Raw genomic sequence first — 26,055 nt, forward strand, 5'->3', positions numbered from 1 at the left:
CCGAAGATCGTCGACTGGTACATGGAAAACAAGATCAACATCGACGACCTGATCACGCACACCATGCCGCTGGAAGACATCAACAAGGGCTTCGACCTGATGAAGCGCGGCGAGTCGATCCGCGGCGTGGTGCTGTACTGAGCCGCATGACCACCGATTCGATGATCAACACCCTGTCCGAACACCGCTGCTTCGGCGGCACGCAGACCTTCCACGAACACGCCTCCGCCGAGATCGGCCTGCCGATGCGCTTCTCGGTGTTCCTGCCGCCGCAGGCCACCGACGGCCCGGTGCCGGCCGTGATCTACCTTGCCGGACTGACGTGCAACGAAGAGACCTTCATGATCAAGGCAGGCGCGCAGCGGCTGGCCGCCGAACTCGGCATCGCACTCGTCGCGCCCGACACCAGCCCGCGCGGCGCGAACGTGCCCGGCGAGGCGGCGAGCTGGGACTTTGGCGTGGGCGCTGGCTTCTACCTCGATGCGACAGAGACGCCGTGGACCACGCACTGGCGCATGGAAAGCTACCTGATCGGCGAACTTCTGCCGCTGCTCAGCACCGCCTTTCCGATCGATCCGCAGCGCATCGGCCTGTTCGGCCATTCGATGGGCGGGCATGGCGCGCTCACGCTGGCGCTGCGGCACCCCGGCCTCTTCAAGTCGCTGTCGGCCTTCGCGCCGATCTGCGCGCCCACGCGCTGTCCCTGGGGCGAGAAGGCCTTCACGGGGTACCTGGGCGCCGACCGCACGCGCTGGATCGAGCACGATGCCACGGTGCTGATGGAGAATCAGCCGGTCGCGCCCTACCCCGCCGGCATCCTGCTCGACCAGGGACTGGGCGACAAATTCCTCGTCGAGCAACTGCACCCGCATCTGTTCGAGGCGGCCTGCCACGCCATCGGCCAGCCGCTGACGCTGCGCCGCCACGAGGGCTACGACCACGGCTATTACTTCATCCAGAGCTTCATGGCCGACCACCTGGTCCATCACGCCCAGCTGCTGAAGGCCTGAGCGTGGCCGGGCTCGTCGACAGCGCTGCCCCCTTCGATGCGCTGAAAGCGCCGAAGAAAAAGAAAGCCCCATGAACACCGCCCCGCCACTTCTGCCGACCCGCGAGGAGATCGCCGGCTTCGACGTCTTCCCCGGCCTCACCCTGCAGGACATCGACGTGGTCGAAAACGCAGCCCAGGCCGAGCGGGCGCTGGCCGAACTGGGCGCGCTGGACGTGGTGGGCTTCGACACCGAATCGAAACCCACTTTTCTCAAGAACGAGGTCTCGACCGGGCCGCACACGGTGCAGTTCGCCTCGCTCGACCGGGCCTGGGTGTTCCAGGTCCACGACCCGGCCTGCCGCGCAGCAGCGGGACACTTGATCGCCTCGAGCGCCATCGTCAAGGTCGGCTTCGGCCTGGCCGGCGACCGCACACAAATCCGCGCCAGCCTGGAAGTCGAACCCCAGGCGCTGCTGGACCTCGACACCGTGTTCAAACGCCGCGGCTACCGGACCTCGGTGGGGGTGAAAATGGCGGTTGCACTGATGTTCGAGCGACGGTTCGTGAAATCGCGCAAGCAGACCACATCGAACTGGGCCAACCGGAAACTGTCGGAAGGACAGATCTGCTATGCGGCCAACGACGCCTTCGCGGCCATGTGCGTAGCCGATGCGATGGACTTGGATGCGACGGTGCTGGCAGCGATGTCTCGTACCAGATAAGGGGCCTGCGCGTGCCAGCGCGGGTGCGGTGCCTCAGATAGCGTCTGAAGCGTCGTCGAACACCTCTGTCCATCCCAGGCTCAGCTCCAGGGCAGAGGCAGGCTCCCCGGCATGGTAGGCACGCCCATGCCAGTAGGGCGAAAGCGTACGCGGCACTCTGGCATCAACCTGTGCAAGTGCTGCGGGGTAACCCATCTCGGTGCGGGTCCATTCGTCGGTCTGCATGGCGGTTCGTGGGGGTGAAAGGCGTTGGGGCCAAGGCTGGCGGGGAATGCCATTCATCGTGCATTCCGCCGGTCGAGGTCACCGCCAGCTTGTCGCCCTGCCGAGCGTAGGACAACGGCAGGGCGCAGTACCGATCGGGCAGATCCCGCTCAGAACCAAGCTGACACCGCAATGGCCACGCCGCCGAACGAAATGGCGAAACCGACGATCTTCTGGATTTTCTTCATGATGGCGCTCCTGGATGGGACCACCTGATGGTGCCATCGCGGAGGCACGCGTGGTGCATCTGCGTTTCTATGATGCCAATGGGAATTGGCTATGTGCGGTCCACCCGGGCCACGCAGCGCTCATTGCCGCAGCAACACCTTCAGCACGCGTCCGTCGCCAATGAAAGAGTCGCCAACGAGCATGCGAAATGCCGAATCAGACGGAAGGCGTGGCAACGCCATGGCAGGTACGAGGAATTCGACGTCGACGTGGTGCGGCTGGCCGCGCATCACGCGCTCGCCGCTTGCCACCCGCCATCGCGCCGAGAAGCCCTGGTTGTCGACCACCAGTGCACACCGGTGCTCGCCCGCAGAAAAAGGCGTGTCTTCCGCAGGAATCTGCGGCGGCCGCAACGTGAGCTCGACGCTCAGGTGCGGCGTGAACCCGGCACGTTCGTCAAATCCCGAAGGCACCGCGGCGACCGGACGGCGCAGCCGCGCGACCAGCCATGAAATGATGTTGCCGATGATCGGGATCCACAGCAGCATCAACAGGGTGCCGGTGTCGCGAAGGATCGACCCCGGTGCTGCGTAATGCCGGATGGCCGCCCCGCCCAGGGCGACCGCCAGCAGAATGATCACGATGAGTTTGCGGCGGGCCTGGATGGTGGTCATGGGAGGTACGCACAAGGGTGCCATCCCATCGTATCAGGCACCGACGGTCATCCCTGCGCCGTCGGAACACCCGAACGGAAGACGCTCAATAGCCCGGACCCCACCCCTCGCGCCGCCAGGGGCGACGATGCTCATAGTAAACGCGGGCTGGCTCGTAATAGACAGGCGCGGGCCGGTAATAGACCGGCGGCGGCGCGCTGTAGTAGACCGGTGCCGGACGCTCGTACACCGGGGGTGGCGGGGCGTAGTAGACGGGCGGCGGCGCCGGGCGGTAGTACACAGGGGCCGGCGCGGTGTAGACCGGTGCAGGTGGGTAATAGACGGGGGCCGGTTCAGCCACGCCCACCGCCACACCGGGCACGCTGACACCCACGGACCAGCTCACGCCGGCATTGGCGGCGGTGCCGGCCAGCAGTGCGCCCATTGCCACGGCGCCGGCGATCGCCCACTTGAGTTTGACAGAGACAGAATTCACGACAGCTCCTGGCATCGGGGCAACATCGCCCTGATCCTGAAACGCCCGTCGTCAGGCGCCGGTGGACGTCCGCCGCCGCGCAATGGTTGCAAAACGTGACTTGCCTCTCCTGCGTCAGAACAGGCTGCCCTGCCCCGGAGCGCCCGGCGGGCTGAATGCACCGAGGTCCAGCGCGATGCGTTGCCGGTTGAAGCCGATGCGGTTCGTCGCCTTCTCGAAGCGCTGGCGGATCAGGTCGGCCCACAGGCCGCTTCCCTTCATGCGGGTGGCGAAGTCGGCGTCGTAGTCCTTGCCGCCGCGCATGTCGCGGATGCGCGCCATGATGCGGTCGGCGCGCTGCGGGTAGTGCAATTCAAGCCACTCCTTGAACAGGGGGGCCACCTCCCAGGGCAGCCGCACCACGGTGTAGAAAGCGCAGCGTGCGCCGGCGTCCCAGGCGGCCTCGAGCACCTGCTCCATGTCCTCGTTCACAAAGGGGATCTGCGGCGCCACACTGACCCCTACCGGCACGCCCGCATCGGCGAGTGTGCGCAGCGTGCGCAGCCGCCGGTGTGGCGCCGCCGCGCGCGGTTCCAGCTTGCGCGACAGCTCCGCGTCGAGCGTGGTGATGGTCACATAGACAGCGGCCAGCCGGTCGGCCGCCATGGGCACGATCAGGTCGAGGTCCTGCTCGACGGCGCTCGACTTGGTGACCAGGCCAAAGGGGTGACGGGCCTCCTTGAGCACCTCGATCACCGACCGCGTGAGGCGCAATTCGCGCTCGATCGGTTGGTAGCAATCGGTCGCCGTGCCGATGGCGATGTGGCTGGGCCGGTAGTTCTTCTTGCCGATTTCCGCGCGCAGCACCTCGGCGATGTTGCGCTTGGCGATCAGCTGGGTCTCGAAATCCAGCCCGGGCGACAGATTGAGGTAACTGTGCGTCGGCCGGGCAAAGCAGTAGATGCAGCCATGCTCGCAGCCTCGGTAAGGATTGAGCGACCGATCAAAGGGAATGTCGGGCGAATCGTTGTCGCTGAGCACCGACTTCACGTCCTCGAAGCGCACGTGTGTCTGCAGCGGCGCGAGGGGCTCGGCAGCGCCCTCTTCCAGCGTTCCCCAGCCATCGTCGAACGCGCTGCGCGCGTCACGCTCGAAACGGTGCGCGATGCGGGTTGCCGCACCACGGCCCTTGAGGGCGTGCAGGGGAATGAAGGCGTCGGTCATGGATACTGTTATTATCCACAGTATCCAGCATCCGCGCCCGAAAGCAAGTCCGACGGCGCAATCAACCGATGACTTCGGGCCACTCCGTATGGAAGAACTTTCCTTCGGGTTGGTCGACGCGCTCGTAGGTATGCGCACCGAAGAAATCGCGCTGGGCCTGAAGCAGATTGGCTGGCAGCTGCTCGGCGCGGTAGCTGTCGTAATAGGCGAGCGACGCGCTGAACGCGGGCACGGGAATACCGTTGCGCACGGCGAGTGCCACCACCTCGCGCCAGCTTTGCTGGGTCCGATTGAGCAGCGCGTTGAAGAACGGCGCGAGCATCAGGTTGACCAGCGCCGGGTCGTCGCGGTAAGCCTCGGTGATGCGGTTGAGAAAGCGCGCGCGGATGATGCAACCGCCGCGCCAGATGGACGCGATGCCCCCGAAATCGAGCCCCCAGTTCCGCTTTTCGCCCATGGTCTTGATCAGGTCGAAGCCCTGCGTGTAGCTCACCACCTTCGACGCGTAGAGCGCATCGTGGACCTTGGCAACCAGCGCTTTCTTCTCTGCAGACAGGTCGGGGGTCGGGCCCTGCAACTGCTTGCTGGCGATCACACGCTGCTTTTTCTGCGACGAGAGCACGCGCGCTTCGACGGCCGCATTGATGGTGCTGATGACGACCGCGTTCTCGGCAGCGTTGATCAGCGTCCACTGGCCGGTCCCTTTCTGGCCGGCCTTGTCCAGGATCATCTCGACCAGCGGCTTGCCGGTGTCCGGGTCCTTCTGCTCGAGCGCCTTGCCGGTGATCTGGATCAGGTAGCTCTGCAGCTCTCCCTCGTTCCACTCGTTGAAGATGGCGGCCATCTCGTCGGTGGTGAAGCCCGCGGCCTTGAACAGGTTGTAGGCCTCGCAGATGAGCTGCATGTCGCCGTACTCGATGCCGTTGTGGATCATCTTCACGTAATGGCCCGCACCGCCCGGCCCGATGTGGATCACGCAGGGCTGACCGTCGACCTTGGCCGCGATGCTCTCGAAGATCGGCTTCATCACTTCCCAGGTCGACGCGGGGCCGCCCGGCATGATGGCCGGGCCCTTGCGCGCGCCCTCTTCGCCGCCGGACACACCGGCGCCGATGAAACGCAGGCCCTTGCCCGCCAGGTAGGCGTCGCGACGCTCGGTGTCGGTGTAGAGGCTGTTGCCGCCGTCGATGACGATGTCGTCTTTCTCCAGCAGCGGAATCAGCTGCTCGATCACCTGGTCGACCGGTGCGCCGGCCTTGACCATGATCTGGATCTTGCGCGGCTTCGCCAGGCTCTGGACGAAGTCTTCGAGCGTGTGGGTCGCGATGAGCTTCTTGCCGGGGTGCCGGCCCACGAATTCGTCGGTGGTGGCCGTCGTGCGGTTGAACACGCTGACCTGGAAGCCGCGGCTCTCCACGTTCAGCACCAGGTTCTGGCCCATCACGGCCAGACCGATCAGTCCGAAGTCGCTCAGCGGGCGGGTGGTCGTTTGCATCTTGCATTCCAAAGTCCAGGAGCCTCCATCATGCCGCGATCGGCAAGTTGCCGTGCAAGCACGCGCCTGTTGCCCACGCGGCCGGGCAACGCAACGCGGCAAGCGGATGCGTTGTCGTCCTACGACTTTAGGCCGCAGTTTTGGCAAGCTGAGGTTTCACCGGGCAAGAAGCAATGCCACCGTGCAACGCCGGCCCTCTTCAACTTTTTTCCAGGGACTCCCCATGCGCAAGATTTTTGCTCTCCTGATTGCCGGCACCTTCGCAACCGCTGGCGCGGCCTACGCCCAAAGCACCCCACCGGGCGTTGCCGTGCCGCCTGCCACCCCGGGCCTCACGACCGGCAAGGCCCAGCTCGCCGCAGAGGCCCGCAAAGAGCAGCGCGGTGTCGGCAAGGTGCGCCCGGCTGCAGGCGGCGACATCAACAAGACCCCTGAGGGCGGCGCCGTTGGCACCGATCGCGCAGCGGTCGCCGGTGAAGCCCGCGCTCAAACGCGTGACCAGCGCCGCCCCGGCCATGCCGAAACCATGCAGGGCGGCACCCCGAAGTAAGCGAGCCAAGGGCCTTGCGGGCCCAGTTTGTTTTTCAGGTACAACGGCGGCCATCCTCAGGGATGACCGCCGTTGGCGCTTTCAGAATTCCGCGTCGAGTTCGTCAATGTCATCAGGCTCGCTCAGGGCGGCCTCGACCCATTCCTTCATGTCGGGGAGCGCCATGATCTGAAGGCAGTAGGCTTCGCAAACGTCGTCGAGCGTCACGTTGTAGCTCAGAAAGCGCGTCACCACGGGGGCGTACATCGCGTCAGCCATGCACGGGCGCGCACCAAAAAGGAACGGGCCTCCGTAAGCGGCGAAACAATCGCGCCAGATGTCGACCACCCGGTCGATGTCGGCCTGGGCTCGCGACCAGACCTTGAACTCCGAGAAACGCGCCTTGAGATTCATCGGCAATGAGCTGCGCAATGCACTGAAGCCGGAGTGCATTTCGCCGCAGATGGAGCGGCAATGCGCGCGCGCCTTGGGGTCGAGCGGCAGAAGGCCGGCTGCGGGCTTGAGTTCGTTGAGGTACTCGCCGATGGCCAGCGTGTCCCATACATGCACGTCGCCGTGCAGCAGCGAAGGCACCCGCACGGAAGATGAAAGCAACAGGATTTCCGCCTTCATTGCCGGATCGTCCGGCGAAATGGTTTTTTCCACCACCTCCCATCCTGCCAGCCGGCACATCAGCCAGCCGCGCAGGGCCCATGCGCCGTAGTTCTTGCTGCTGATGGTGAGGACGGGTAAAGCCATGCCTAGCTCCTGGATGCGCGATAGCCCCTTGCGTGCAAGCGCCATGCCACAGGCCCGCGAGATGGTCCATGACATGGCCCGCAACTTGCCTGCAGCCTCGGCATGCTGTACCGGGCTTACCAGAACCAGTCGGATCTTCTCTCGCCCCTTCGCCTTGCGGCGCAAGGCCTGAGCCAGGGCCTGTGGGTCGACGACACCCCGCGCAGCGCTTCACGCCAGCTGGCTGCGGCCTGCGAAGTCTTCTCGCTCATGCGTCTGACGCACACCCGCCCGCACTACGACATCCACAGCGTGGTGGTCGACGGCCATGAGGTGCCCGTCACCGAGGAGCCGGCACTGGTGTGTGCATTCGGCACGCTGCTGCACTTTCGCAAACACACCGATGCCGTGCATCCTCCCGTGCTGCTGGCTGCACCACTTTCGGGCCACTTCGCCACGTTGCTGCGCGAAACCGTGCGCACCCTGCTGCGCGATCACGACGTCTACCTGACCGACTGGCACAACGCGCGCGACGTACCGCTGTGGCAGGGCGCCTTCGGACTGGACGACTACACCCTGCAACTCGTGCGCTTTCTCGAAGCTGTCGGCCCTGGGGTGCATCTGGTGGCCGTGTGCCAGCCCTGCGTCGCCGCACTCGCCGCCACGGCACTGATGGCCGAGGACGACCATCCCGCCACACCGCGCAGCCTGACGCTGATGGCCGGACCCGTCGACTGCCGCATCAATCCGACAGGCGTCAACGCGCTCGCCACCAGCAAGCCCATCGAATGGTTCCGTAACAACCTCATCAGCCGCGTGCCCTGGCCGCATGCCGGCATGATGCGTCGCGTCTACCCAGGCTTCCTGCAGCTCGCCGCCTTCATGAGCATGAACCCCGAGCGGCACAAGGCACAGTTCAGCAAGCTCTACCAGCACCTGGCCGATGGCGAACCGGACAAGGCCGACCCCATCCGCAGCTTCTACGCCGAGTACCTGGCGGTGAACGATCTCCCGGCCGAGTTCTACCTGGAGACGGTCGAGCGCGTGTTCCAGACCTATGACCTGGCGCGCGGCGTGCTCACCGTCGGTGAGCGCAAGGTCGTGCCCGCGGCCATCCGCCGCACCGCACTGCTGACGGTCGAAGGCGAGCGCGACGACATCTGTGCCATTGGCCAGACGCTGGCAGCGCAGGACCTGTGCACCGGCATTCGTCCCTCGCGCAAGACACACCACCTGCAGGCTGGCGTCGGCCACTACGGCGTGTTCAGCGGCAGCCGCTGGAACACGCAGATCTATCCGCGGGTGCGCGACACCATCCACTCGGCGACCGAAGACAGGCGTTGACAGGCCGCAGGCCACCGCCGCCCCAGGAGGCATACAGGCTCCTGTCCGACACGCCAAAGGGCGCTCGACGGGTCATCCGCCGCGCGCAGGCTGCACTCCAATAGATGGTCGACAAGCACATGGCTATTCTGTGTGCACCAGGAGGAACCCATCCGTGCAAATTCATCCCCAACGCTTGAGCGATCAGGACATCTGGCTTTTCCGGGAGGGTACGAATGCCCTGATGCACGAAACGATGGGCTGCCATCTCGACCCCAGCGGCCGAGGCGCGCACTTCGCAGTCTGGGCACCCAATGCGCAGGCGGTTTCCGTCATCGCGGACTGGAACGGGTGGGACGAAAACGCACTTCGCCTGACCGCGCGCCAGGACGACAGCGGGATCTGGGAAGGCTTTGCGCCCGACGCGGTCCAGGGGCAGGTCTACAAATTCCGCATCTTCTCCCGCGAACGCGGCTACGTCGTGGACAAGGCGGACCCGTTTGCCTTCTACGCGGAGGAGGCGCCGCGCACCGGTTCGCGCGTCTGGTCGCTGTCCGGCCATGCCTGGCAGGACGACGAATGGATGGCCACGCGCGGTCCGCGCAACGCGCTGGGCGCGCCGATGTCCATCTACGAGGTGCATCCGGGCTCGTGGCAACGCCAGGACGGCGAGATGCTGGGTTGGCGCGAACTGGCGACCCGGCTGGCCGCCTACGTCAAGCACATGGGCTTCACCCACGTCGAACTGATGCCCGTCACCGAGCATCCGTTCTATGGTTCCTGGGGCTACCAGACCACGGGCTACTTTGCGCCGACATCGCGGTACGGCACGCCGCAGGACTTCATGGCCTTCGTCGACCATATGCACCAGAACGGCATCGGCGTGTTGCTCGATTGGGTGCCTTCGCATTTCCCGACCGACCAGCACGGCCTGGGCTTCTTCGACGGCACGCACCTGTTCGAACATGAAGACCCGCGTCAGGGCTTTCACCCGGAATGGAATTCAAGCATCTTCAACTACGGTCGCAACGAGGTCCGCAGTTTCCTGATCTCGTCGGCCGAGTTCTGGATGGAGCGCTACCACCTCGACGGACTGCGCGTGGATGCCGTGGCGTCGATGCTGTATCTGGACTACGCGCGCAAGCAGGGCGAATGGATTCCCAACGTCCATGGCGGACGGGAAAACCTGGAGGCCATCCAGTTCCTGCGTGACCTCAACCGCGCCATGTACCGTGCGCACCCGGACACGGTCACCATCGCCGAGGAGTCGACCGCCTGGCCGATGGTCTCGCGCCCGACCGACATGGGCGGTCTGGGTTTTGGCATGAAGTGGAACATGGGATGGATGCACGACACCCTTGCCTACTTCGCGCAGGACCCGCTGTACCGCAAGTACCACCAGGGACAGCTCACCTTCTCGCTGGTCTATGCCTTCGATGAGAACTTCGTGCTGCCGCTTTCGCATGACGAGGTGGTGCATGGCAAGGGCTCGCTCATCACCAAGATGCCGGGCGACGACTGGCAGAAGTTCGCCAACCTGCGCGCCCTGTTCGGGCTGATGTGGGCGCATCCGGGCAAGAAGCTGCTCTTCATGGGATGCGAGTTCGGCCAGCGCCGCGAATGGACGCACGACGGCGAACTGCAATGGTGGGCGACCGACCTGCCCGAGCATGCCGGCCTGCAGCGCTTCGTCAGGCAGCTCAACCACGTCTACCGCCATGAACCTGCTTTGTACGAACTCGACTTCGCAACCGACGGTTTCGAATGGGTCGGTGCCGACGATGCCGATGCCAGCGTGATTGCCTTCCTGCGCAAACCCCTGGCCGGCGGTGCGCCTGTGCTGGTGGTCTGCAACCTGACGCCGCAGCCCCGCACCGACTACAAGGTCGGTGTCCCCCGCGCGGGCGTCTGGCGCGAACTGCTCAACAGCGACGCGGCCGACTACGGCGGCGCAGGATGGGGGAACCTGGGCCAAGTCGGTACCGACCCGTTGCCTGCACATGGCCACGCCCAGTCGCTGAATCTGACGCTGCCTCCCCTGTCCACCCTGATTCTGAAGCCCGATGCCCATGTCTAAGTCCAAATCCGCTTCCAAGCCCGCCACCAAGACCACGACACCCCCGCTCGCACCCGCCCCGGCAAGTGCGGGCGCGGCCACCGTGATGCCTGGCCAGGGGCAGGTGCGTGCCGTGGTCGATGCCGTGCTCCCCATCGTGGATGGTGGCCACTTTGCCGTCAAACGCGTGGCCGGAGAGCGCGTAGACATCACCGCCCATTGCTTCGCCGACGGGCATGACGTGCTGCGCGTGCTGCTGCAATGGCGCGCCGAGGGCGCGTCAGAGGTGCATGAAGTTCCCATGGCACTGCTGAACAACGACATCTGGCAGGCGTCTTTCGTGCCACCGGTGCCAGGCCGATACGGCTACACCGTGGTGGCGTGGGTCGACGGCTTTGCGTCATGGCGCCATGAACTCACACGCCGTATCGACGACGAGGACATCCGCATCGCGGCGCGTGTCGGCGCGCTCGAAATAGCCGCAGCAGCGTCGCGCGCCGAAGGCGCCGACCGCGCCGAACTCAACCGTCTCGCACGGGAACTCGAGCGCAACGCGGCCGACCCGGCCATCGAAGGCATCGGCCTGAAGGCGATGGCGCTCGACGAAGTGCTGGAGGCACTGGCATCGCGTTACCCCGATCGCCGCTTCGAAGCGCGCTACCCCGTCGAGCTGCCACTGGTCGCCGACCGGGCGCTGGCTCGTTTCAGCAGCTGGTATGAGCTCTTTCCCCGCTCGGCGGGCACCGAGCCGGGCGTGCACGGCACCTTCCGGGACGTCGAGGCGCGCCTGCCGGCGATTGCCGCCATGGGCTTCGACGTGCTGTACTTTCCGCCCATCCATCCTGTCGGTCGCATCCAGCGCAAGGGCAAGAACAATGCGCTGGTGGCCGAAGCCGACGACGTGGGCAGCCCGTGGGCCATTGGGTCCGACGAGGGCGGGCACAAGTCCATCCTGCCGGCGCTCGGCACGGCCGATGACTTCCGCCATCTGGTGACGGCAGCACGCGACGCGGGGCTTGAAGTGGCGCTGGACATCGCGTTCCAGTGCGCGCCGGACCACCCCTATGTCAAAGCGCACCCTGGCTGGTTCCGCTGGCGGCCCGACGGTTCGGTGCAGTACGCGGAAAACCCGCCGAAGAAGTACCAGGACATCTACCCGTTCAATTTCGAGTGCGACGACTGGCAAGGCCTCTGGCTGGAACTCAAGAGCGTGTTCGACCACTGGATCGGCGAAGGCGTCACGGTGTTCCGCGTGGACAACCCACACACCAAGGCCTTCCCCTTCTGGGAATGGGTGATCGGCGAGATCAAGCGCGAACACCCGACGGTGATCTTCCTGGCGGAAGCCTTCACCCGCCCGAAGGTGATGCACCGGCTGGCCAAGCTGGGCTATTCGCAGTCGTACACGTATTTCACGTGGCGCAACACCAAGGCCGAACTGATCGAGTACTTCACTGAACTCTCTCAGGGGCCGGGGCATGAGTACTTCCGTCCCAACGTTTGGCCCAACACGCCCGACATCCTGCACGAGCAACTCCAGCAGGGCCAGGCTTCGATGTTTCGGCTGCGGCTGGTGCTGGCTGCCACGCTCGCAGCGAACTACGGCATCTACGGGCCTGCGTACGAACTGCTCGAACACCTGCCGCGCCATGCGGGGAGCGAGGAATACCTCGACTCCGAGAAGTACCAATTGCGGACATGGAACCATGACGCGCCTTACAGCCTGGCCCCCTTCATTACGCGCATCAACAAGGCGCGTCGTGCCAATCCGGCACTGCATGACAACACGAGCCTGCGCTTCCTGAGCGTGGAGAACGACCAACTGCTGGCCTACAGCAAACAGTCGGCCGACGGCCGGAACGTGATCGTCACCGTCGTCAATCTCGACCCCAACCAGGCACAGTCGGGTTGGATCAACCTGGCGTCGACTTCCATCGGCGTCGAACCCGGCCAGCAGTTCCAGATGCACGACCTGCTGAGCGACCAGCGCTTTCAATGGGAGGGCGACTGGCACTACGTGTTGCTCGACCCGCAGCAGGCGCCCGCCCATGTCTTCCAGGTCCTGCGCCGTGCGCGCGACGAGAACGATTTTGAATAAACACTCCAAGGCCATTTCGTCATGAACGCCCCGCTCCCCGCCCTGGCCCTCGAAACCCCTGCGATCGACAGCACGGACGACGCGCAGTGGTACCGCGACGCCGTCATCTACCAGCTCAACGTCAAGGCCTTCTTCGACACCAACAACGATGGTGTCGGCGACTTCAAGGGCGTGACGGCCAAGCTCGACTACGTCAAGGAGCTGGGCGTCAACACGATCTGGCTGATGCCCTTCTATCCTTCGCCGCTGCGCGACGATGGCTATGACATCTCGGAATACGAGGACGTCAATCCACAGTACGGGACCATCGCCGACTTCAAGGAAATGCTCGACGCCGCGCACCAGCGCGGGCTTCGCGTGATCACCGAGCTGGTGATCAACCACACCTCCAACGAACACCCGTGGTTCAAGGCAGCACGCATTGCCCCACCCGGCTCGCCCGAACGCAACTTCTACGTCTGGAGCGACACCGACCAGATCTACCAAGGCACCCGGATCATCTTCACCGACACCGAGACGTCGAACTGGACCTGGGACCCGGTTGCCAAGCAGTACTTCTGGCACCGCTTCTTCAGCCATCAGCCGGACTTGAATTTCGACAATCCGGCGGTGATGGAAGCGATCCTGAAGACCATGCGCTTCTGGCTGGACATGGGAGTCGACGGCTTTCGGCTTGATGCGATTCCCTACCTGGTCGAGCGCGACGGCACCAGCAACGAAAACCTGCCCGAGACGCATGCGGTCATCAAGCAGCTGCGTGCGACCATCGACGCGGAATACAAGAACCGCTTCCTGCTGGCCGAAGCCAACATGTGGCCGGAAGACGTGCGTGAGTACTTCGGCGACGGCGACGAATGCCACATGGCGTACCACTTCCCGCTGATGCCACGCATGTACATGGCGATTGCACAGGAAGACCGGGATCCGATCGTCGAGATCATGCAGCAGACGCCGGACATCCCCGAAGGCTGCCAGTGGGCCATCTTCCTGCGCAACCACGACGAACTCACGCTCGAGATGGTGACCAGCAAGGAGCGCGACTACATGTACCGCATGTACGCCGCCGACCCGCGCGCGCGCATCAACCTGGGCATCCGCCGCCGCCTCGCGCCGCTGATGGAAAACGACACCGACCGCATCAAGCTGATGAACAGCATGCTGCTGTCGATGCCCGGCTCGCCGATCATCTACTACGGCGACGAGATCGGCATGGGCGACAACGTGTTCGTGGGCGATCGCAATGGTGTGCGCACGCCCATGCAGTGGAGCCCCGACCGCAACGCCGGCTTCTCCCGCGCCGATCCGCAGAGCCTGTACCTGCAGCCGATCATGGACCCCATGTACGGCTACGAGGCGCTGAACGTCGAGACGCAATCGCGCGAAGCCAGCTCGCTGCTGAACTGGACCAAGCGCATGCTCGCCACGCGCAAGACCAGCCGCGCCTTCGGCCGCGGACGCCGCACCTTCCTCAAGCCAGGCAACCGCAAGATCCTCGCCTACCTGAGCGAGCACGATGACGACGCGATCCTCTCGGTGTTCAACCTCTCGCAGTCGGCGCAACCGGTCGAACTGGACCTGTCGGCCTTCAAGGGCCGCGTGCCGGTCGAAATGCTGGGCCGCGTGGCCTTTCCGCCCATCGGCGACCTGCCCTATCTGCTGACGCTGCCCTCGCACGGCTTCTACTGGTTCCGGCTTTCGACCGACGTGGCCACCCCGGTGTGGCACCACGACGCGATGCCGCTGCAGGACCGGCCGGTGCTGGTGCTGTTCGACGGCTGGACCAGCTTCTTTCGCGACCGCGTCATGCCCTGGCGCATCGGCATGGCCGAGCGCATGCGCGTGCAGTTCGAGACCGACACCTTGCCACGCTACGTCGAGACGCAGCGCTGGTACGCGTCCAAGGGCACTACGGTTCAGCGCGCGCGCCTGATCGATCACGCGGTCTGGGACCAGGACAGCTTGAGCTGGATGCTGCCGCTGATCGAACTCGACGGCCCTGCGGAAACGTCGAACTATTTCGCGCCGCTCGCGCTGGCATGGGAAGAGGGCGAGGAGGCACGCCTGAGCGCCGTCTCGGCCGGCGCCGTGGCCAAGGTGCGCCAGCAGGCCAACGTCGGCGTGATGGCAGACGCCTTCTTCGACGAAACCTTCTGCCGTGCCATCGTGCGCGCCATCGGCGAGAGCAAGACCCTGCCGACGGCCAAGGGACGCCTGCTGTTCCGGCCGACGGCAGCCTTCCAGGCGCTGGTCGGCGCGGGGACCGACCTCGACACCCTGCCGGTCACGCCGCCGAGTGCACAGAGCAGCAACACCGTGGTCACGCTGGGCGAGCAGCTCTTCCTCAAGGGCTACCGCCGCCTGCGTGCCGGCATCAACCCCGAGCTGGAAGTCGGCCGTTTCCTCACCGAAGTTGCCAAGTACCCGAACTGCGTGCCAGTGGCCGGTGCGGTCGAATACGTCGGCAACGACGGCACCACCTTCACCCTGGCCATGGTGCAGGCCTTCGTACCCAACCAAGGCGACGGCTGGGACTACACGCTGGGCTATCTGGAGCGGTACCTCGAAGGCCTGCGCACGCTCGATGCGACCCAACCCGACGATGTGCATGGCGGCTTTTTGGCGCTCATCCACACGCTGGGCGAGCGCACCGCCGAGCTGCACTTGGCCTTGGGCCAGCGCACCGGCGATGCGGCCTTCGACCCACAGCCGATGACCGAGGCCGACGTGACGGCGTGGCGCGAGCGCGCCGCCGCGGAAGCGCGCGTGTCGCTCGATCTTCTGGCAGAGCGCCTGACGCAACTGCCCGCGTCGACGCAAGAGGAGGCCAAGCGCCTGCTGGCACGCGCGTCCTCGGTGCCGTCGCGCATCCTGGCCTGCGGCTCGGAGGGGCAGGCCGGTACCAAGACGCGCTTCCATGGCGATTACCACCTGGGGCAGGTTCTGGTGTCGCGAAACGACTTTCTCATCATCGACTTCGAAGGTGAACCCGCCCGCAGTTTCGAAGAGCGGCGTGCCCCCAGTTCACCGCTGCGCGATGTTGCCGGCATGGTGCGGTCGTTCAACTATGCACGCTGGACGGCGCTTCGTCGCGTCGCCCAGAGTGCCGACGAACTCGCCAAGCTCGAGCCCCTGGCGCGCGACTGGGAAGCCAAGACGCGCGAGGCATTCCTCAACGCCTACACGGCGCGGATGGCGCAAGGCGGGGTGCAGCACCGGCTGGACTCCAACTGCGGTCTTTTCGCCCTGTTCGAGATGGAGAAGGCGATGTACGAACTGCGCTACGAACTCAACAACCGTGCAGACTGGGTCCAGGTACCGCTGCAGGGCATCCTGGCCCTGGTCGACACGCCCTGAGCGCCACGGCGCTCGCATCCTTCCCTGGCGTTTCACGCTTCCCATGCATCGGAGAAAGTCACCATGGACAATTTAGGCATCCACCTGGCTCCCGTCGGCGCCATTCTTTATCAGATCGGCGCCTTCCTGCCCCGCTTGCTGATCGCCATTGTCGTCATCGTGGCGGGCTGGCTGCTCGCCAAGGTCGCCCGCTTCGCACTCACCAAAGCATTGCGTGCCATCAACTTCCCGGTGCTCACCGAGCGCTCGGGTCTCGACAACTTCCTGCGCCAGGGCGGCATGCAAGGCGACACGACCACCATCTTCGGCGTACTCGCCTACTGGCTGGTGATACTGGCCGCCTTGCTGATCGCCTTCAACGGCCTGGGCCTGACCTACATCACCGACCTGCTGGGCCGTGTGGTCTGGTTCGTGCCCAACGTGTTCGTGGCGCTGCTGGTGCTGGCCTTCGGTTCCTATTTCGCCCGCTTCATCCGCGACACCGTGCACACCTACTGCCGCAACGTGAAGCTGCAGGATGCAGCGCTGCTGGGTCGCCTGGCGCAGTACGCCATCCTGGCGTTCGTCGTGCTGATCGCGCTCGACCAGATCAAGGTGGGCGGCGACATCGTGCGCGAGAGCTTCCTGATCATTCTGGGCGGCCTGGTGTTCGGCGTGGCACTGGCCTTTGGCCTCGGTGGCAAGGACTGGGCGCAGGAGCGCATCGAGCACTGGTGGCCGCGTCGCAGCAAGGACCCCAAGGACCTGCTCGACCCAAGCGCCAAACCACCCAGCAACGACAAGCGCATCTGATCGATGCCCTCCGAGCCAACGATCACGGTGGTCTGGCCCGGGCGGGCCTACCCGCCCGGCGCGAACTGGGACGGCGAAGGCGTGAACTTTGCCCTGTTCTCGCAGCATGCCGAGCGCGTGGAGCTGTGCCTGTTCGACGACACCGGGCGCCATGAGCGCCAACGCATCGAAGTGCGCGAGCGCACCGACCACGTGTGGCACTGCTACCTGCCCGAGGCCCGGCCCGGCATGGCCTATGGCTACCGGGTGCATGGTCCCTACAAGCCCGACGAAGGCCACCGCTTCAACCCCCATAAGCTGCTGATCGACCCCTACGCCAAAGACCTGGTGGGCAAGCTGCGCTGGGGCGATGCGCTCTATGGCTACACCATCGGCAGCAAGCGAGAAGATCTGTCTTTCGACCGCCGCGACAGCGCCTCGCTGGTGCCCAAGGGCCGCGTGCTCGAAACCGCCTTCACCTGGGGCGACGATCGACGGCCAGACATCGCGCGCCAGGACATGGTGATCTACGAGCTGCACGTTCGTGGCTTCACCATGCAGCATCCGGCGGTGCCGCCAGCGCTGCGCGGCACCTACGCCGCGCTGGCGACCGCGCCAGTCATCGACTACCTTCAGCAATTGGGCGTGACCACCGTCGAGCTGCTGCCTGTGCACAGTTTCCTCAACGATCGCCATCTGGCCGATCAGGGGCTTCAGAATTTCTGGGGCTACAACACGCTCGGTTTCTTTGCCCCCGAGATGCGTTACAGCGCCGCACGCAAGGTCAAGGAATTCAAGACCATGGTGAAGACGCTGCACTCCGCGGGCATCGAGGTCATTCTGGACGTGGTCTACAACCACACCTGCGAAGGCAACCAGCTGGGCCCGACGCTGTCGCTGCGCGGCGTGGACAACGCCTCCTACTACATCGTCAACGCCGACAACCGCCGTTACTACGACGACTTCACCGGCTGCGGCAACACCGTCAATCTCGAGCATCCGCGTGCGCTGCAGCTGGTCATGGACTCGCTGCGCTACTGGGTCGAGGAGATGCATGTCGATGGCTTTCGCTTCGACCTGGCCTCTGCGCTGGCACGCGAGTCGGGCAAGGTGGAAAACCTGGGCGGCTTCTTCGATGCGATCCGCCAGGACCCGGTGCTCAACCGCGTCAAGCTGATTGCCGAGCCATGGGACCTGGGCCAGGGTGGCTACCAGGTGGGCAACTTCCCGCTGGGTTGGGCCGAGTGGAACGACCGCTACCGCGACGGCATGCGCAGCTACTGGAAGGGCGACAGCGGCATGCTCGGTGAAGTGGCGCATCGCCTGACCGGCTCGCAGGACCTGTACGGCTGGTCAGGCAAGCAGCCGCACGCCAGCATCAATTTCGTGACGGCGCACGACGGCTTCACGCTGCACGACCTGGTGTCGTACAACGACAAGCACAACGAGGCCAATGGCGAAGACAACCGCGATGGCAGCAACAACAACCTGTCGTGGAATTGCGGCATCGAAGGCCAGACCGACGACCCCGAGGTGCGTTCACTGCGAGAGCGCCAGAAACGCAACCTGCTCGCGACGCTGATGCTGTCGCAGGGCGTGCCCATGCTGCTGGCCGGGGACGAATCGGGCCATACGCAAAACGGCAACAACAACGTCTATTGCCAGGACAACCCGTTGGGCTGGATCGACTGGACGCTCGACACCGAGCGCGAGACGCTGCTCGCCTTCGTCAGGCACCTGGTCCAACTGCGGCGCAAGCATCCTTCGCTCGGGCGCCGCAGTTTCTTTCGCGGCGCGCCGCTGCCGGGCGGCCAGGTCAAGGACCTGATCTGGTACCGGCCGGACGGCATCGAAATGAACCCCGCGGACTGGAGCGACGTCAACGCGCGCTGCGTCGGCATGTTCATGTCGGGCCGCGGTATCGCCGACGTCGGCACGCGCGGTGAAGCGCTGGTCGACGACGACTTCTTTCTCCTTCTCAACGCTCACCACGAGCACCTGGACTTCCGCCTGCCGGCGGACGACGGTGGCCCGTGGCGGGTGCTCATCGACACGCAGACCGGCTGGCTGCCCGACGACGATGCGGCGTCGGCCGACGTCGGTGCGCTGCGCACCCTGCATTGCCGATCCCTGGTACTTCTTGCCAGATCTTCCCGAACCTCATGAAATATTCCCACGCCATGCCTTTCGGCGCCCACCTGCTTGATGCAGGCGGCGTCTGCTTTCAACTCTGGGCACCCGGCCTCACCCATGTGGAACTGTGTCGCGGCAATGCGCCGCCGCTTCGGCTGCTCTCCGAGGCCGATGGCTGGCACCGCCTGACCGTTGCGGACGCGCGCGCCGGCGACAGCTACCGTTTTCGTCTGCCCGACGGTACCCAGGTGCCCGACCCGGCGTCGCGCCGCAATCCGCAGGACGTGCACGAAGCCAGCGAAGTGGTCGACCCGCGCGCCTTCGATTGGCACGACGACGCCTGGCAAGGCCGGCCGTGGGCCGAAGCGGTGATCTACGAACTGCACATCGGGACTTTCACGACCGAAGGCACCTTCGCCGCAGCGCAGGCACGGCTGGGCGACCTGGTGGCGCTGGGCATCACCGTGGTGGAAATCATGCCGGTGGCCGACTTCCCCGGGCAGCGTGGCTGGGGCTACGACGGTGTGCTGCTCTTCGCGCCCGATGCAGCCTACGGCACGCCGGACGAACTCAAGGCGCTGGTCGATGCGGCCCACGGCCTGGGCCTGTGCGTGCTGCTCGACGTGGTCTACAACCACTTCGGACCGGAGGGCAACTACCTGCATGCCGGCAGCCCCGAGTTCTTCAATCCGGCGCACCAGACCCCCTGGGGCGCCGCCATCAACTACGACGGCGACAAGGCGCGCACGGTGCGCGACTTCTTCGTACACAACGCGCTCTACTGGATCGAGGAATTCCGCTTCGACGGCCTGCGCATGGACGCCGTGCATGCGATTCGCGATGACTCCACCCCCGACATCGTGCAGGAGATCTGCACGGCGCTGCGCGACGGCCCCGGCCGCCGGCGGCAGATCCACATCGTGCTGGAGAACGACGCCAACGGCGCGCACTATCTCGAACGCGGTACGGACGGCGCGACCCCGGTCGTTGCCACCGCGCAGTGGAACGACGACCTGCACCATGCCGCGCACGTGTTGACCACCGGAGACACCGACGGCTACTACATCGACTACGCCGAAGACCCCGTCGCCCAATTCGGCACCGCGCTGGCGCAGGGCTTCATCTACCAGGGCCAGCCTTCGGCCTTTCGCGATGGCGAGTTGCGCGGCGAGCCCAGCGGGCACCTGCCCCTGGCGGCCTTCGTTTCCTTCCTGCAGACCCATGACCAGGTCGGCAACCGGGCCTTCGGCGACCGCATCGGGAGCCTGGGCGCGCCCGTGCTGGTGCAGGCAGCCTATGCCTGCCTCCTGTTGTCGCCCCATGCACCCATGCTCTTCATGGGCGAGGAGTACGCGGCCTCCACGCCGTTCCTCTACTTCTGCGACTTCGGTCCGGAACTGGCAACGGCCGTATCCGAAGGCCGTCGCGCCGAGTTCGGCAAGTTCGCGGCCTTTGGCAGCGCCTCGGCCCGTGCGCGCATTCCCGACCCCAATGCAGCGTCCAGCTTCCTGGCCTCGAAGCTGGACTGGAGCGAACGCCTTCAGAGCCCGCACCGGGAGTTTCTGGCGCACATCCGCGCCCTGCTCGCGCTGCGCCGCGAAGTGCTGGTCCCCCGGCTGCATGGCCAGCGCGGCGGCGGCCGCTACTGGCGCGACGGCGAAGCGCTGGCCGTCGAGTGGGCGGTCGGTGGTGCGAACGGACAACCGGCAGGCGCCCAGCTGCGCCTCCTGGCTCACTTCGGCCAGGTGCCGGCCAACGGCATTGCGCCGTTGGGGGGCACTGCGGTGTATTCAAACGGTGTCGAAACCGATGCCGACGGCCTGCTGCGGCTTGCGCCCGGTGCGGTCTGCCTGACCCTTGCGGAGAACGATCGTGGATGATGCCTTCCTCTCGCAACACGACGCGCTGATGCGCCTGTGCGCGCACTTCGGCATTGCACCGGACTACCACGACATCTTCGGCCATCGCCATGTGATCGCCGACGAGCATCTGGTTGCGCTGCTGGCCGGTTTCGGCATCGACTCCGCCACCCCGTTGCAGGACAGCCTGCGGCAGGTGGAGCACGACGGATGGCGCCGCGCCCTGCCGCCGGCACTCGCCATCCATGCGGGCGAGAGCCACTGGTCACTCACGCTGCGCGTTCCCGCGGCGCTGGCCGAAGCGCACTGGACACTGCTGGAAGAAGACGGCACCCGCCGCAACGGACAACTGTCGCTGCATGCGCTGCCCGAGCGATCGCGCACCGACATCGACGGCGTGGCGTACTGCGAGCGCCGCATCGCCCTGCAGATGGCGCTCCCCGTGGGTTACCACCGCCTGAGTGTCGAGGGCCTGACCGGCGAGACACTGCTGATCTCGGCACCGGCGCACTGCTATCGACCGCCCGCACTGGCCGACGACGGCCGCGTGTGGGGCCCGGCGGTGCAGCTGTACGCGCTGCGCTCCAAGCGCAACTGGGGTATCGGCGACTTCACCGACCTCGGCCAGTTGGCCCAGCAGGCGGCAAAGCGCGGAGCGGGCATCGTCGGCCTGAATCCGCTGCATGCGATGTTTCCGCACAACCCGGCGCACACCAGCCCCTACAGCCCGTCGTCGCGGCTCGCGCTCGACGTGCTCTATATCGACGTCGAGGCGATCGATGAATTCCGCGACTGCGATGCCGCCCAGCGCCTGGTGCAGTCGCCGGACTTCCAGTCCCGCCTGGCTGCGCTGCGCGACGTGCCCCTGGTCGACTATCCCGGTGTGGCTGCCGCCAAGTTCGAGGTGCTGGAACTTCTCTACGCCCACTTCCTGAACGAACACCTCAACCGTGCCGAAGGTCAGCCGCTCAGCCCCGCGGCCGACGCTTTCGAAGTGTTCCGTGCCTCCCGCGGCAACGCCTTGCGCCAGCACGCGCTCTTCGAAGCGCTGCAGGCCCATTTTCACGCGGCCGATGCGTCCGTGTGGGGATGGCCGGTGTGGCCCGCCGACTACCGCGATCCGACCTCACCCGAAGTCGCCCGCTTTGTCGATAGCCATGCGGAGCGCATCGGCTACTACGAGTACCTGCAGTGGCAGGCCACGCGGCAACTCGCCCGCGCCAGCGCGCAGTGCGATGCGGCCGGCATGGCCGTGGGCCTGTACCTCGATCTGGCGGTGTCGGTCGACCGCGCCGGCTCCGACGCCTGGACCGAGCAGCAGGCCTTTGTCGACGGCGCGAGCGTCGGTGCACCGCCCGACGAATTCAACCCGAATGGCCAGGGTTGGGGCCTGCCGCCATTGCGGCCGGACCGCCTGCGCACCAGCGGCTACCGCTTCTTCATCGAGACCCTGCGCGCCAACATGCAGGGCGGCGCCCTGCGCATCGACCATGTGATGGGCCTCATGCGCCTGTTCTGGATTCCACCGGGCGGCACGCCGCACCAGGGCGCTTACGTGCATTACGCGCTCGACGAGATGCTTGCCATCGTCGCCATCGAAAGCCAGCGGCAGCAGTGCATGGTCATCGGTGAAGATCTGGGCACAGTGGCCGACGAGATGCGCGGCGCGCTCTCGCGCTTCGAAGTGCTGTCGTACCGGTTGGTGTACTTCGAACGCAATGCCGACGGCGAATTCAAGTCACCCGACAGCTATCCGCGCAATGCGCTGGTCGCCATCAGCACGCACGATCTCGCCACGCTCAACGGCTGGTGGACGGGCCACGATCTGCGCCAGCGCCTGGCGCTCGGCCTCTTCCCGAACCAATCGATCTTCGAAAAACAGCTGTTCGACCGCGCGCAGGAGCGCGTGCGCCTGCTGCTGGCCGTGCAGCGCGCAGGCCTGCTGTCGGCCGATGCCGTGGCGCAGGCGACGGGCGCGCAGACCCTGCCAGCCGCCGTGGTCGCAGCGATCCACGCCTTCGCCGCCAGCACACCGTCGCAGGTGATGATGGTCCAGTTGGAAGATGCCATCGGCATGGTCGATCAGGCGAACATGCCCGGCACCGTGGACACCCATCCGAACTGGTGCCGCAAGCTCACCCTCGACCTGCAGGAGCTTGCCGTCGACAGCGCCACGCTGCAGCTGTGCGAGACGCTTGCGGCCATCCGACCACATCCCGCGCCCCAGGCCTCGGCGCGCCGAGGCGTCGACACGCTGATTCCGCGCGCCACCTACCGCCTGCAGTTCCACAAGGACTTCAACTTCGACGATGCGGTAAAGATCCTGCCCTACCTCGCCCGGCTGGGCGTGAGCCATGTGTACTGCTCGCCGATCCAGCGGGCACGTCCGGGCAGCATGCACGGCTACGACGTGGTCGCGCACGACGAGATCAACCCGGAGCTCGGCGGCCGCGAAGGTTTCGAGCGCTTCAGCGCCGCGCTGCGCACGCACGGCATGGGCCAGTTGCTGGACCTGGTGCCCAACCACATGGGCGTGCTCGGCGGCGACAACGCGTGGTGGAACGACGTGCTGGAAAACGGCGAGGCTTCGCTCTATGCCCAGCATTTCGACATCGACTGGCAGCCGCTCAATGTTGAGCTGCACGGCAAGGTGCTGCTGCCGGTGCTCGGCGACCATTACGGCGATGTGCTGGAACGCGGCGAACTCAAGCTCGCCTTCGACCCCGAGCACGGCAGCCTGTCGCTCGACTACCACGACCACCGCTTTCCGCTCGCACCCGAGAGCTACCCCCGGGTGCTGCAGCGCGCGGAATCGCGCCTGAACGACGCCGAGATGCTCGACGGACTCGCCAGCATCGCATCGGCCTTCGGCCACCTGCCCACGCGCGAGACGCCGCAGCCCGAGGCGGTAGCCGAACGCGCGCGCGACAAGGAAGTGCTCAAAGGTCGGCTCGCCCGGCTGGTGTCACGCCAGGTGCCCGTCGCGCAGGCCATCGCCGCGGCCGTGGCCGACTTCAACCAGCCCGGCGAACGCGATGCGCTGCACGACCTTCTCGAGCGACAGGCGTACCGGCTGGCCTATTGGCGCGTGGCGGCCGACGAGATCAACTACCGGCGCTTCTTCGACATCAACGAGCTGGCCGCGCTGCGCATCGAGCGTGAGCCGGTGTTCGAGGCAACGCACCGCATGGCGCTCGACCTCGCCGCCGCTGGCGTGGTCGACGGCTTGCGCATCGACCATCCCGACGGCCTCTACGATCCGGCCCAGTACTTCGAACGCCTGCAGGAAGGCTTCGCGCGCCGCGCCGGCCTCGTGCTGCCGAGCGCCGACGCCGACGGCCGCCCGGCGCGGCCGCTGTACGTCGTGGCCGAGAAGATCGCCGCTTCGCACGAAGAGGTCCCCGTGTCCTGGCACATCCACGGCACCACTGGCTACCGCTTTGCGACGGTGGTCAACGGCGTGCTGCTCGACCACCGCACGGCAGAGCGCTTTTCGCGCATCTGGCGCAGCTTCACCGGCGTACACGAATCGTTCGAGGAACTGGGCTACCAGGGCAAGCGCGCGATCATGCGCAATGCGCTGGCATCCGAACTCACGGTGCTGTCGACCGAACTGCTGCGCATTGCGCGCGCCAACCGCCACACGCGCGACTACACGCTCAACACCCTGCGCCGCGCACTGGCCGAGGTGGCGGCGTGCATGGCGGTGTATCGCAGCTACATCATCGAAGCCCCCTCCGACCAGGACCGGCACTACATCGACCAGGCCGTCGACCTGGCACGCGAGCGCAGCCTGGACGCCGACGGCACGGTGTTCGACTTCGTGCGGCTGGCGTTGCGGGGCCAAGCCATGCCGGGTTCGACCGAAGCGCTGCGCGCACGCGTGCTGCGCCTGGCGATCCGCTTCCAGCAGTTCAGCGCACCGGTGACGGCCAAGGGCGTGGAAGACACGGCCTTCTACCGCTACTTCCCGTTGAGTTCGCTCAACGAGGTGGGCGGCGAACCCGCGCATTTCGGCATGACCGTCGCCGACTTCCATGCCGCGAGCACCGACCGCGCTCGCCGCTGGCCCCACACCATGCTGGCCACGTCGACCCACGACAACAAGCGGTCCGAAGACGTGCGCAACCGCATCAACGTGCTCTCCGAAATGCCCGCCACGTGGCGCCTCGCGCTGCGCCGATGGCGTGCGATGAACGGGCCGGCGCAACACGACGCGGCGCCGGCTGACGCCGCACAGGCCGCGGCCGCGCAGGCGCCCTCTCCCGCCGACCAGTACCTGCTGTACCAGACGCTGCTGGGCACCCTGCCCGCCGGCGGGCTCGATGCGGCAGGCCGGCAGGACTATGTCGAACGCATCCAGCGCTACATGCTCAAGGCGGCGCGGGAATCGAAGGCGCACACCAGTTGGGTCAACCCCAACAACGCCTACGAAGACGCGCTGACCGGCTTCATCGCGCGCATCCTGGGCCGCGTGGACGACAACGCCTTCCTCGATGACCTGAAGGCCTTCGGCGCCACGCTGGCCTGGTTCGGCGCGCTCAACAGCCTGTCGATGATCCTGATCAAGTACGGCTCGGCCGGCGTGCCGGACCTCTACCAGGGCAACGAGCTGATGGACCTGAGCCTGGTCGACCCGGACAACCGCCGCCCGGTCGACTATGCCGCACGCGGCGGCTGGCTCGACCGGCTGGAGACCATCGCCCATCAGGACGACATGGCGCGCGATGTCGGCGCGCTCGCGGCCGCGCCGCACGACGGCGGCGCCAAGCTCTGGGCCACCTGGCGGCTCCTTGCGCTGCGGCGCGACCAGCCGGCGCTGTTTCGCGACGGCAGCTACACCGCACTGGACGTCACGGGCACCCAGGCCGCGCACGCGGTCGCCTTCACCCGCACGCACGAGGCGCAGACGCTGGTGGTGATCGCAGGACGGCTGTTCGTCGGACTGGCCACCGAAGCCGAGGCGCAGGCCTTCGATGCAGCGGACACGCACTGGCTGCCGCTGGGTGAATCCGTCTGGGGCGACACCCGGGTCGCCTTGCCCGGCTGGGCCGACGGTGCGCGCTTCCAGAATCTGCTGACCGGCGAAGTGCTGACGGTCGCGGGCGGTGCGCTGCGCATGGCGCAGGCCTTTGCACATTTCCCTGGTGCGGCACTGACAGCGCTCGACGCACGCCCCTGAACAGGTGGCGCGACTGGCGG

Annotated in this window: 17 protein-coding genes and 1 pseudogene; 12 read left to right on the plus strand and 6 right to left on the minus strand. The window is 66.1% G+C overall.

What is annotated here, in order from left to right; all coding sequences use genetic code 11:
- The 3 genes and pseudogenes from J2W36_RS22340 to J2W36_RS22350 all read left to right on the plus strand — a co-directional run.
- Positions 1-141 (plus strand): annotated as a pseudogene (locus J2W36_RS22340) (S-(hydroxymethyl)glutathione dehydrogenase); the annotation flags it as partial.
- Between the two features lie 5 nt (positions 142-146).
- On the plus strand, positions 147-1,010 hold the full coding sequence (gene fghA / locus J2W36_RS22345) for an S-formylglutathione hydrolase (protein WP_307691978.1): 864 nt from the start codon (positions 147-149) through the stop codon (positions 1,008-1,010).
- A 70-nt stretch (positions 1,011-1,080) separates the two neighbouring features.
- A complete protein-coding gene (locus tag J2W36_RS22350) occupies positions 1,081-1,713 on the plus strand; it encodes a 3'-5' exonuclease (protein ID WP_307691979.1) in 633 nt (210 codons plus the stop codon).
- Positions 1,714-1,746: 33 nt separating this feature from the next.
- Here the strand turns inward: J2W36_RS22350 and J2W36_RS22355 are convergent, their stop codons facing one another.
- The 5 genes from J2W36_RS22355 to gnd form a co-directional block, all read right to left on the minus strand.
- On the minus strand, positions 1,747-1,938 hold the full coding sequence (locus J2W36_RS22355) for a hypothetical protein (protein ID WP_307691980.1): 192 nt from the start codon (positions 1,936-1,938) through the stop codon (positions 1,747-1,749).
- A 347-nt stretch (positions 1,939-2,285) separates the two neighbouring features.
- Complete coding sequence (locus J2W36_RS22360) at positions 2,286-2,819, minus strand: hypothetical protein (protein ID WP_307691981.1); 534 nt, start codon at positions 2,817-2,819, stop codon at positions 2,286-2,288.
- 85 nt (positions 2,820-2,904) lie between these two features.
- Positions 2,905-3,243 (minus strand): hypothetical protein, encoded by a 339-nt coding sequence (locus J2W36_RS22365; RefSeq protein WP_370869373.1) that lies wholly within the window; start codon positions 3,241-3,243, stop codon positions 2,905-2,907.
- Positions 3,244-3,408: 165 nt separating this feature from the next.
- A complete protein-coding gene (locus tag J2W36_RS22370; protein ID WP_307691983.1) occupies positions 3,409-4,497 on the minus strand; it encodes a PA0069 family radical SAM protein in 1,089 nt (362 codons plus the stop codon).
- Between the two features lie 61 nt (positions 4,498-4,558).
- Positions 4,559-5,992, minus strand: a complete 1,434-nt coding sequence (gene gnd / locus J2W36_RS22375; protein ID WP_307691984.1) for a decarboxylating NADP(+)-dependent phosphogluconate dehydrogenase — start codon at positions 5,990-5,992, stop codon at positions 4,559-4,561.
- A gap of 223 nt (positions 5,993-6,215) precedes the next feature.
- On the opposite strand from gnd, the gene J2W36_RS22380 reads away from it, so the two are divergent.
- Positions 6,216-6,542: a cell envelope biogenesis protein TolA gene (locus J2W36_RS22380; RefSeq protein ID WP_307691985.1), complete on the plus strand. Its 327-nt coding sequence runs from the start codon at positions 6,216-6,218 to the stop codon at positions 6,540-6,542.
- An 81-nt stretch (positions 6,543-6,623) separates the two neighbouring features.
- Here J2W36_RS22380 and J2W36_RS22385 read toward each other — a convergent pair whose 3' ends face one another.
- Positions 6,624-7,280, minus strand: coding sequence for a glutathione S-transferase (locus tag J2W36_RS22385; protein ID WP_307692099.1), 657 nt, complete (start codon positions 7,278-7,280; stop codon positions 6,624-6,626).
- 102 nt (positions 7,281-7,382) lie between these two features.
- Here J2W36_RS22385 and J2W36_RS22390 point away from each other — a divergent pair, with 102 nt between their 5' ends.
- The 8 genes from J2W36_RS22390 (at position 7,383) to J2W36_RS22425 (ending at position 26,035) form a co-directional block, all read left to right on the plus strand.
- Positions 7,383-8,603, plus strand: coding sequence for a polyhydroxyalkanoate depolymerase (locus J2W36_RS22390; RefSeq protein ID WP_307691986.1), 1,221 nt, complete (start codon positions 7,383-7,385; stop codon positions 8,601-8,603).
- A 223-nt stretch (positions 8,604-8,826) separates the two neighbouring features.
- Positions 8,827-10,659, plus strand: a complete 1,833-nt coding sequence (gene glgB / locus J2W36_RS22395; RefSeq protein WP_370869368.1) for a 1,4-alpha-glucan branching protein GlgB — start codon at positions 8,827-8,829, stop codon at positions 10,657-10,659.
- Positions 10,660-10,744: 85 nt separating this feature from the next.
- On the plus strand, positions 10,745-12,736 hold the full coding sequence (locus J2W36_RS22400) for an alpha-1,4-glucan--maltose-1-phosphate maltosyltransferase (protein WP_307692100.1): 1,992 nt from the start codon (positions 10,745-10,747) through the stop codon (positions 12,734-12,736).
- 21 nt (positions 12,737-12,757) lie between these two features.
- Complete coding sequence (gene treS, locus J2W36_RS22405) at positions 12,758-16,090, plus strand: maltose alpha-D-glucosyltransferase (protein ID WP_307691988.1); 3,333 nt, start codon at positions 12,758-12,760, stop codon at positions 16,088-16,090.
- 63 nt (positions 16,091-16,153) lie between these two features.
- Positions 16,154-16,882 (plus strand): mechanosensitive ion channel family protein, encoded by a 729-nt coding sequence (locus tag J2W36_RS22410; protein ID WP_307691989.1) that lies wholly within the window; start codon positions 16,154-16,156, stop codon positions 16,880-16,882.
- Positions 16,883-16,885: 3 nt separating this feature from the next.
- A complete protein-coding gene (gene glgX, locus J2W36_RS22415; RefSeq protein ID WP_307691990.1) occupies positions 16,886-19,027 on the plus strand; it encodes a glycogen debranching protein GlgX in 2,142 nt (713 codons plus the stop codon).
- Positions 19,024-20,874 carry a malto-oligosyltrehalose trehalohydrolase gene (gene treZ, locus J2W36_RS22420; RefSeq protein WP_307691991.1) on the plus strand — a complete coding sequence of 617 codons (1,851 nt, stop codon included), beginning with the start codon at positions 19,024-19,026 and terminating at the stop codon, positions 20,872-20,874. Before glgX ends, treZ begins: the two co-directional genes overlap by 4 nt.
- Positions 20,867-26,035 carry a malto-oligosyltrehalose synthase gene (locus J2W36_RS22425; RefSeq protein ID WP_307691992.1) on the plus strand — a complete coding sequence of 1,723 codons (5,169 nt, stop codon included), beginning with the start codon at positions 20,867-20,869 and terminating at the stop codon, positions 26,033-26,035. The genes treZ and J2W36_RS22425 overlap by 8 nt, the downstream gene beginning before the upstream one ends.
- The last annotated feature ends 20 nt before the right edge of the window (positions 26,036-26,055 follow it).

The organism is Variovorax ginsengisoli (assembly GCF_030811835.1).
GTDB classification, from domain to species: domain Bacteria; phylum Pseudomonadota; class Gammaproteobacteria; order Burkholderiales; family Burkholderiaceae_C; genus Variovorax; species Variovorax ginsengisoli_C.

Bases quoted from the DNA above. Each gene is read 5' to 3' on its own strand.
- fghA (WP_307691978.1), top strand. From the start codon at position 147: ATGACCACCGATTCGATGATCAACACCCTGTCCGAACACCGCTGCTTC.
- J2W36_RS22350 (WP_307691979.1), top strand. From the start codon at position 1,081: ATGAACACCGCCCCGCCACTTCTGCCGACCCGCGAGGAGATCGCCGGC.
- J2W36_RS22355 (WP_307691980.1), bottom strand. From the start codon at position 1,938: ATGCAGACCGACGAATGGACCCGCACCGAGATGGGTTACCCCGCAGCA.
- J2W36_RS22360 (WP_307691981.1), bottom strand. From the start codon at position 2,819: ATGACCACCATCCAGGCCCGCCGCAAACTCATCGTGATCATTCTGCTG.
- J2W36_RS22365 (WP_370869373.1), bottom strand. From the start codon at position 3,243: ATGGGCGCACTGCTGGCCGGCACCGCCGCCAATGCCGGCGTGAGCTGG.
- J2W36_RS22370 (WP_307691983.1), bottom strand. From the start codon at position 4,497: ATGACCGACGCCTTCATTCCCCTGCACGCCCTCAAGGGCCGTGGTGCG.
- gnd (WP_307691984.1), bottom strand. From the start codon at position 5,992: ATGCAAACGACCACCCGCCCGCTGAGCGACTTCGGACTGATCGGTCTG.
- J2W36_RS22380 (WP_307691985.1), top strand. From the start codon at position 6,216: ATGCGCAAGATTTTTGCTCTCCTGATTGCCGGCACCTTCGCAACCGCT.
- J2W36_RS22385 (WP_307692099.1), bottom strand. From the start codon at position 7,280: ATGGCTTTACCCGTCCTCACCATCAGCAGCAAGAACTACGGCGCATGG.
- J2W36_RS22390 (WP_307691986.1), top strand. From the start codon at position 7,383: ATGCTGTACCGGGCTTACCAGAACCAGTCGGATCTTCTCTCGCCCCTT.
- glgB (WP_370869368.1), top strand. From the start codon at position 8,827: ATGCACGAAACGATGGGCTGCCATCTCGACCCCAGCGGCCGAGGCGCG.
- J2W36_RS22400 (WP_307692100.1), top strand. From the start codon at position 10,745: ATGCCTGGCCAGGGGCAGGTGCGTGCCGTGGTCGATGCCGTGCTCCCC.
- treS (WP_307691988.1), top strand. From the start codon at position 12,758: ATGAACGCCCCGCTCCCCGCCCTGGCCCTCGAAACCCCTGCGATCGAC.
- J2W36_RS22410 (WP_307691989.1), top strand. From the start codon at position 16,154: ATGGACAATTTAGGCATCCACCTGGCTCCCGTCGGCGCCATTCTTTAT.
- glgX (WP_307691990.1), top strand. From the start codon at position 16,886: ATGCCCTCCGAGCCAACGATCACGGTGGTCTGGCCCGGGCGGGCCTAC.
- treZ (WP_307691991.1), top strand. From the start codon at position 19,024: ATGAAATATTCCCACGCCATGCCTTTCGGCGCCCACCTGCTTGATGCA.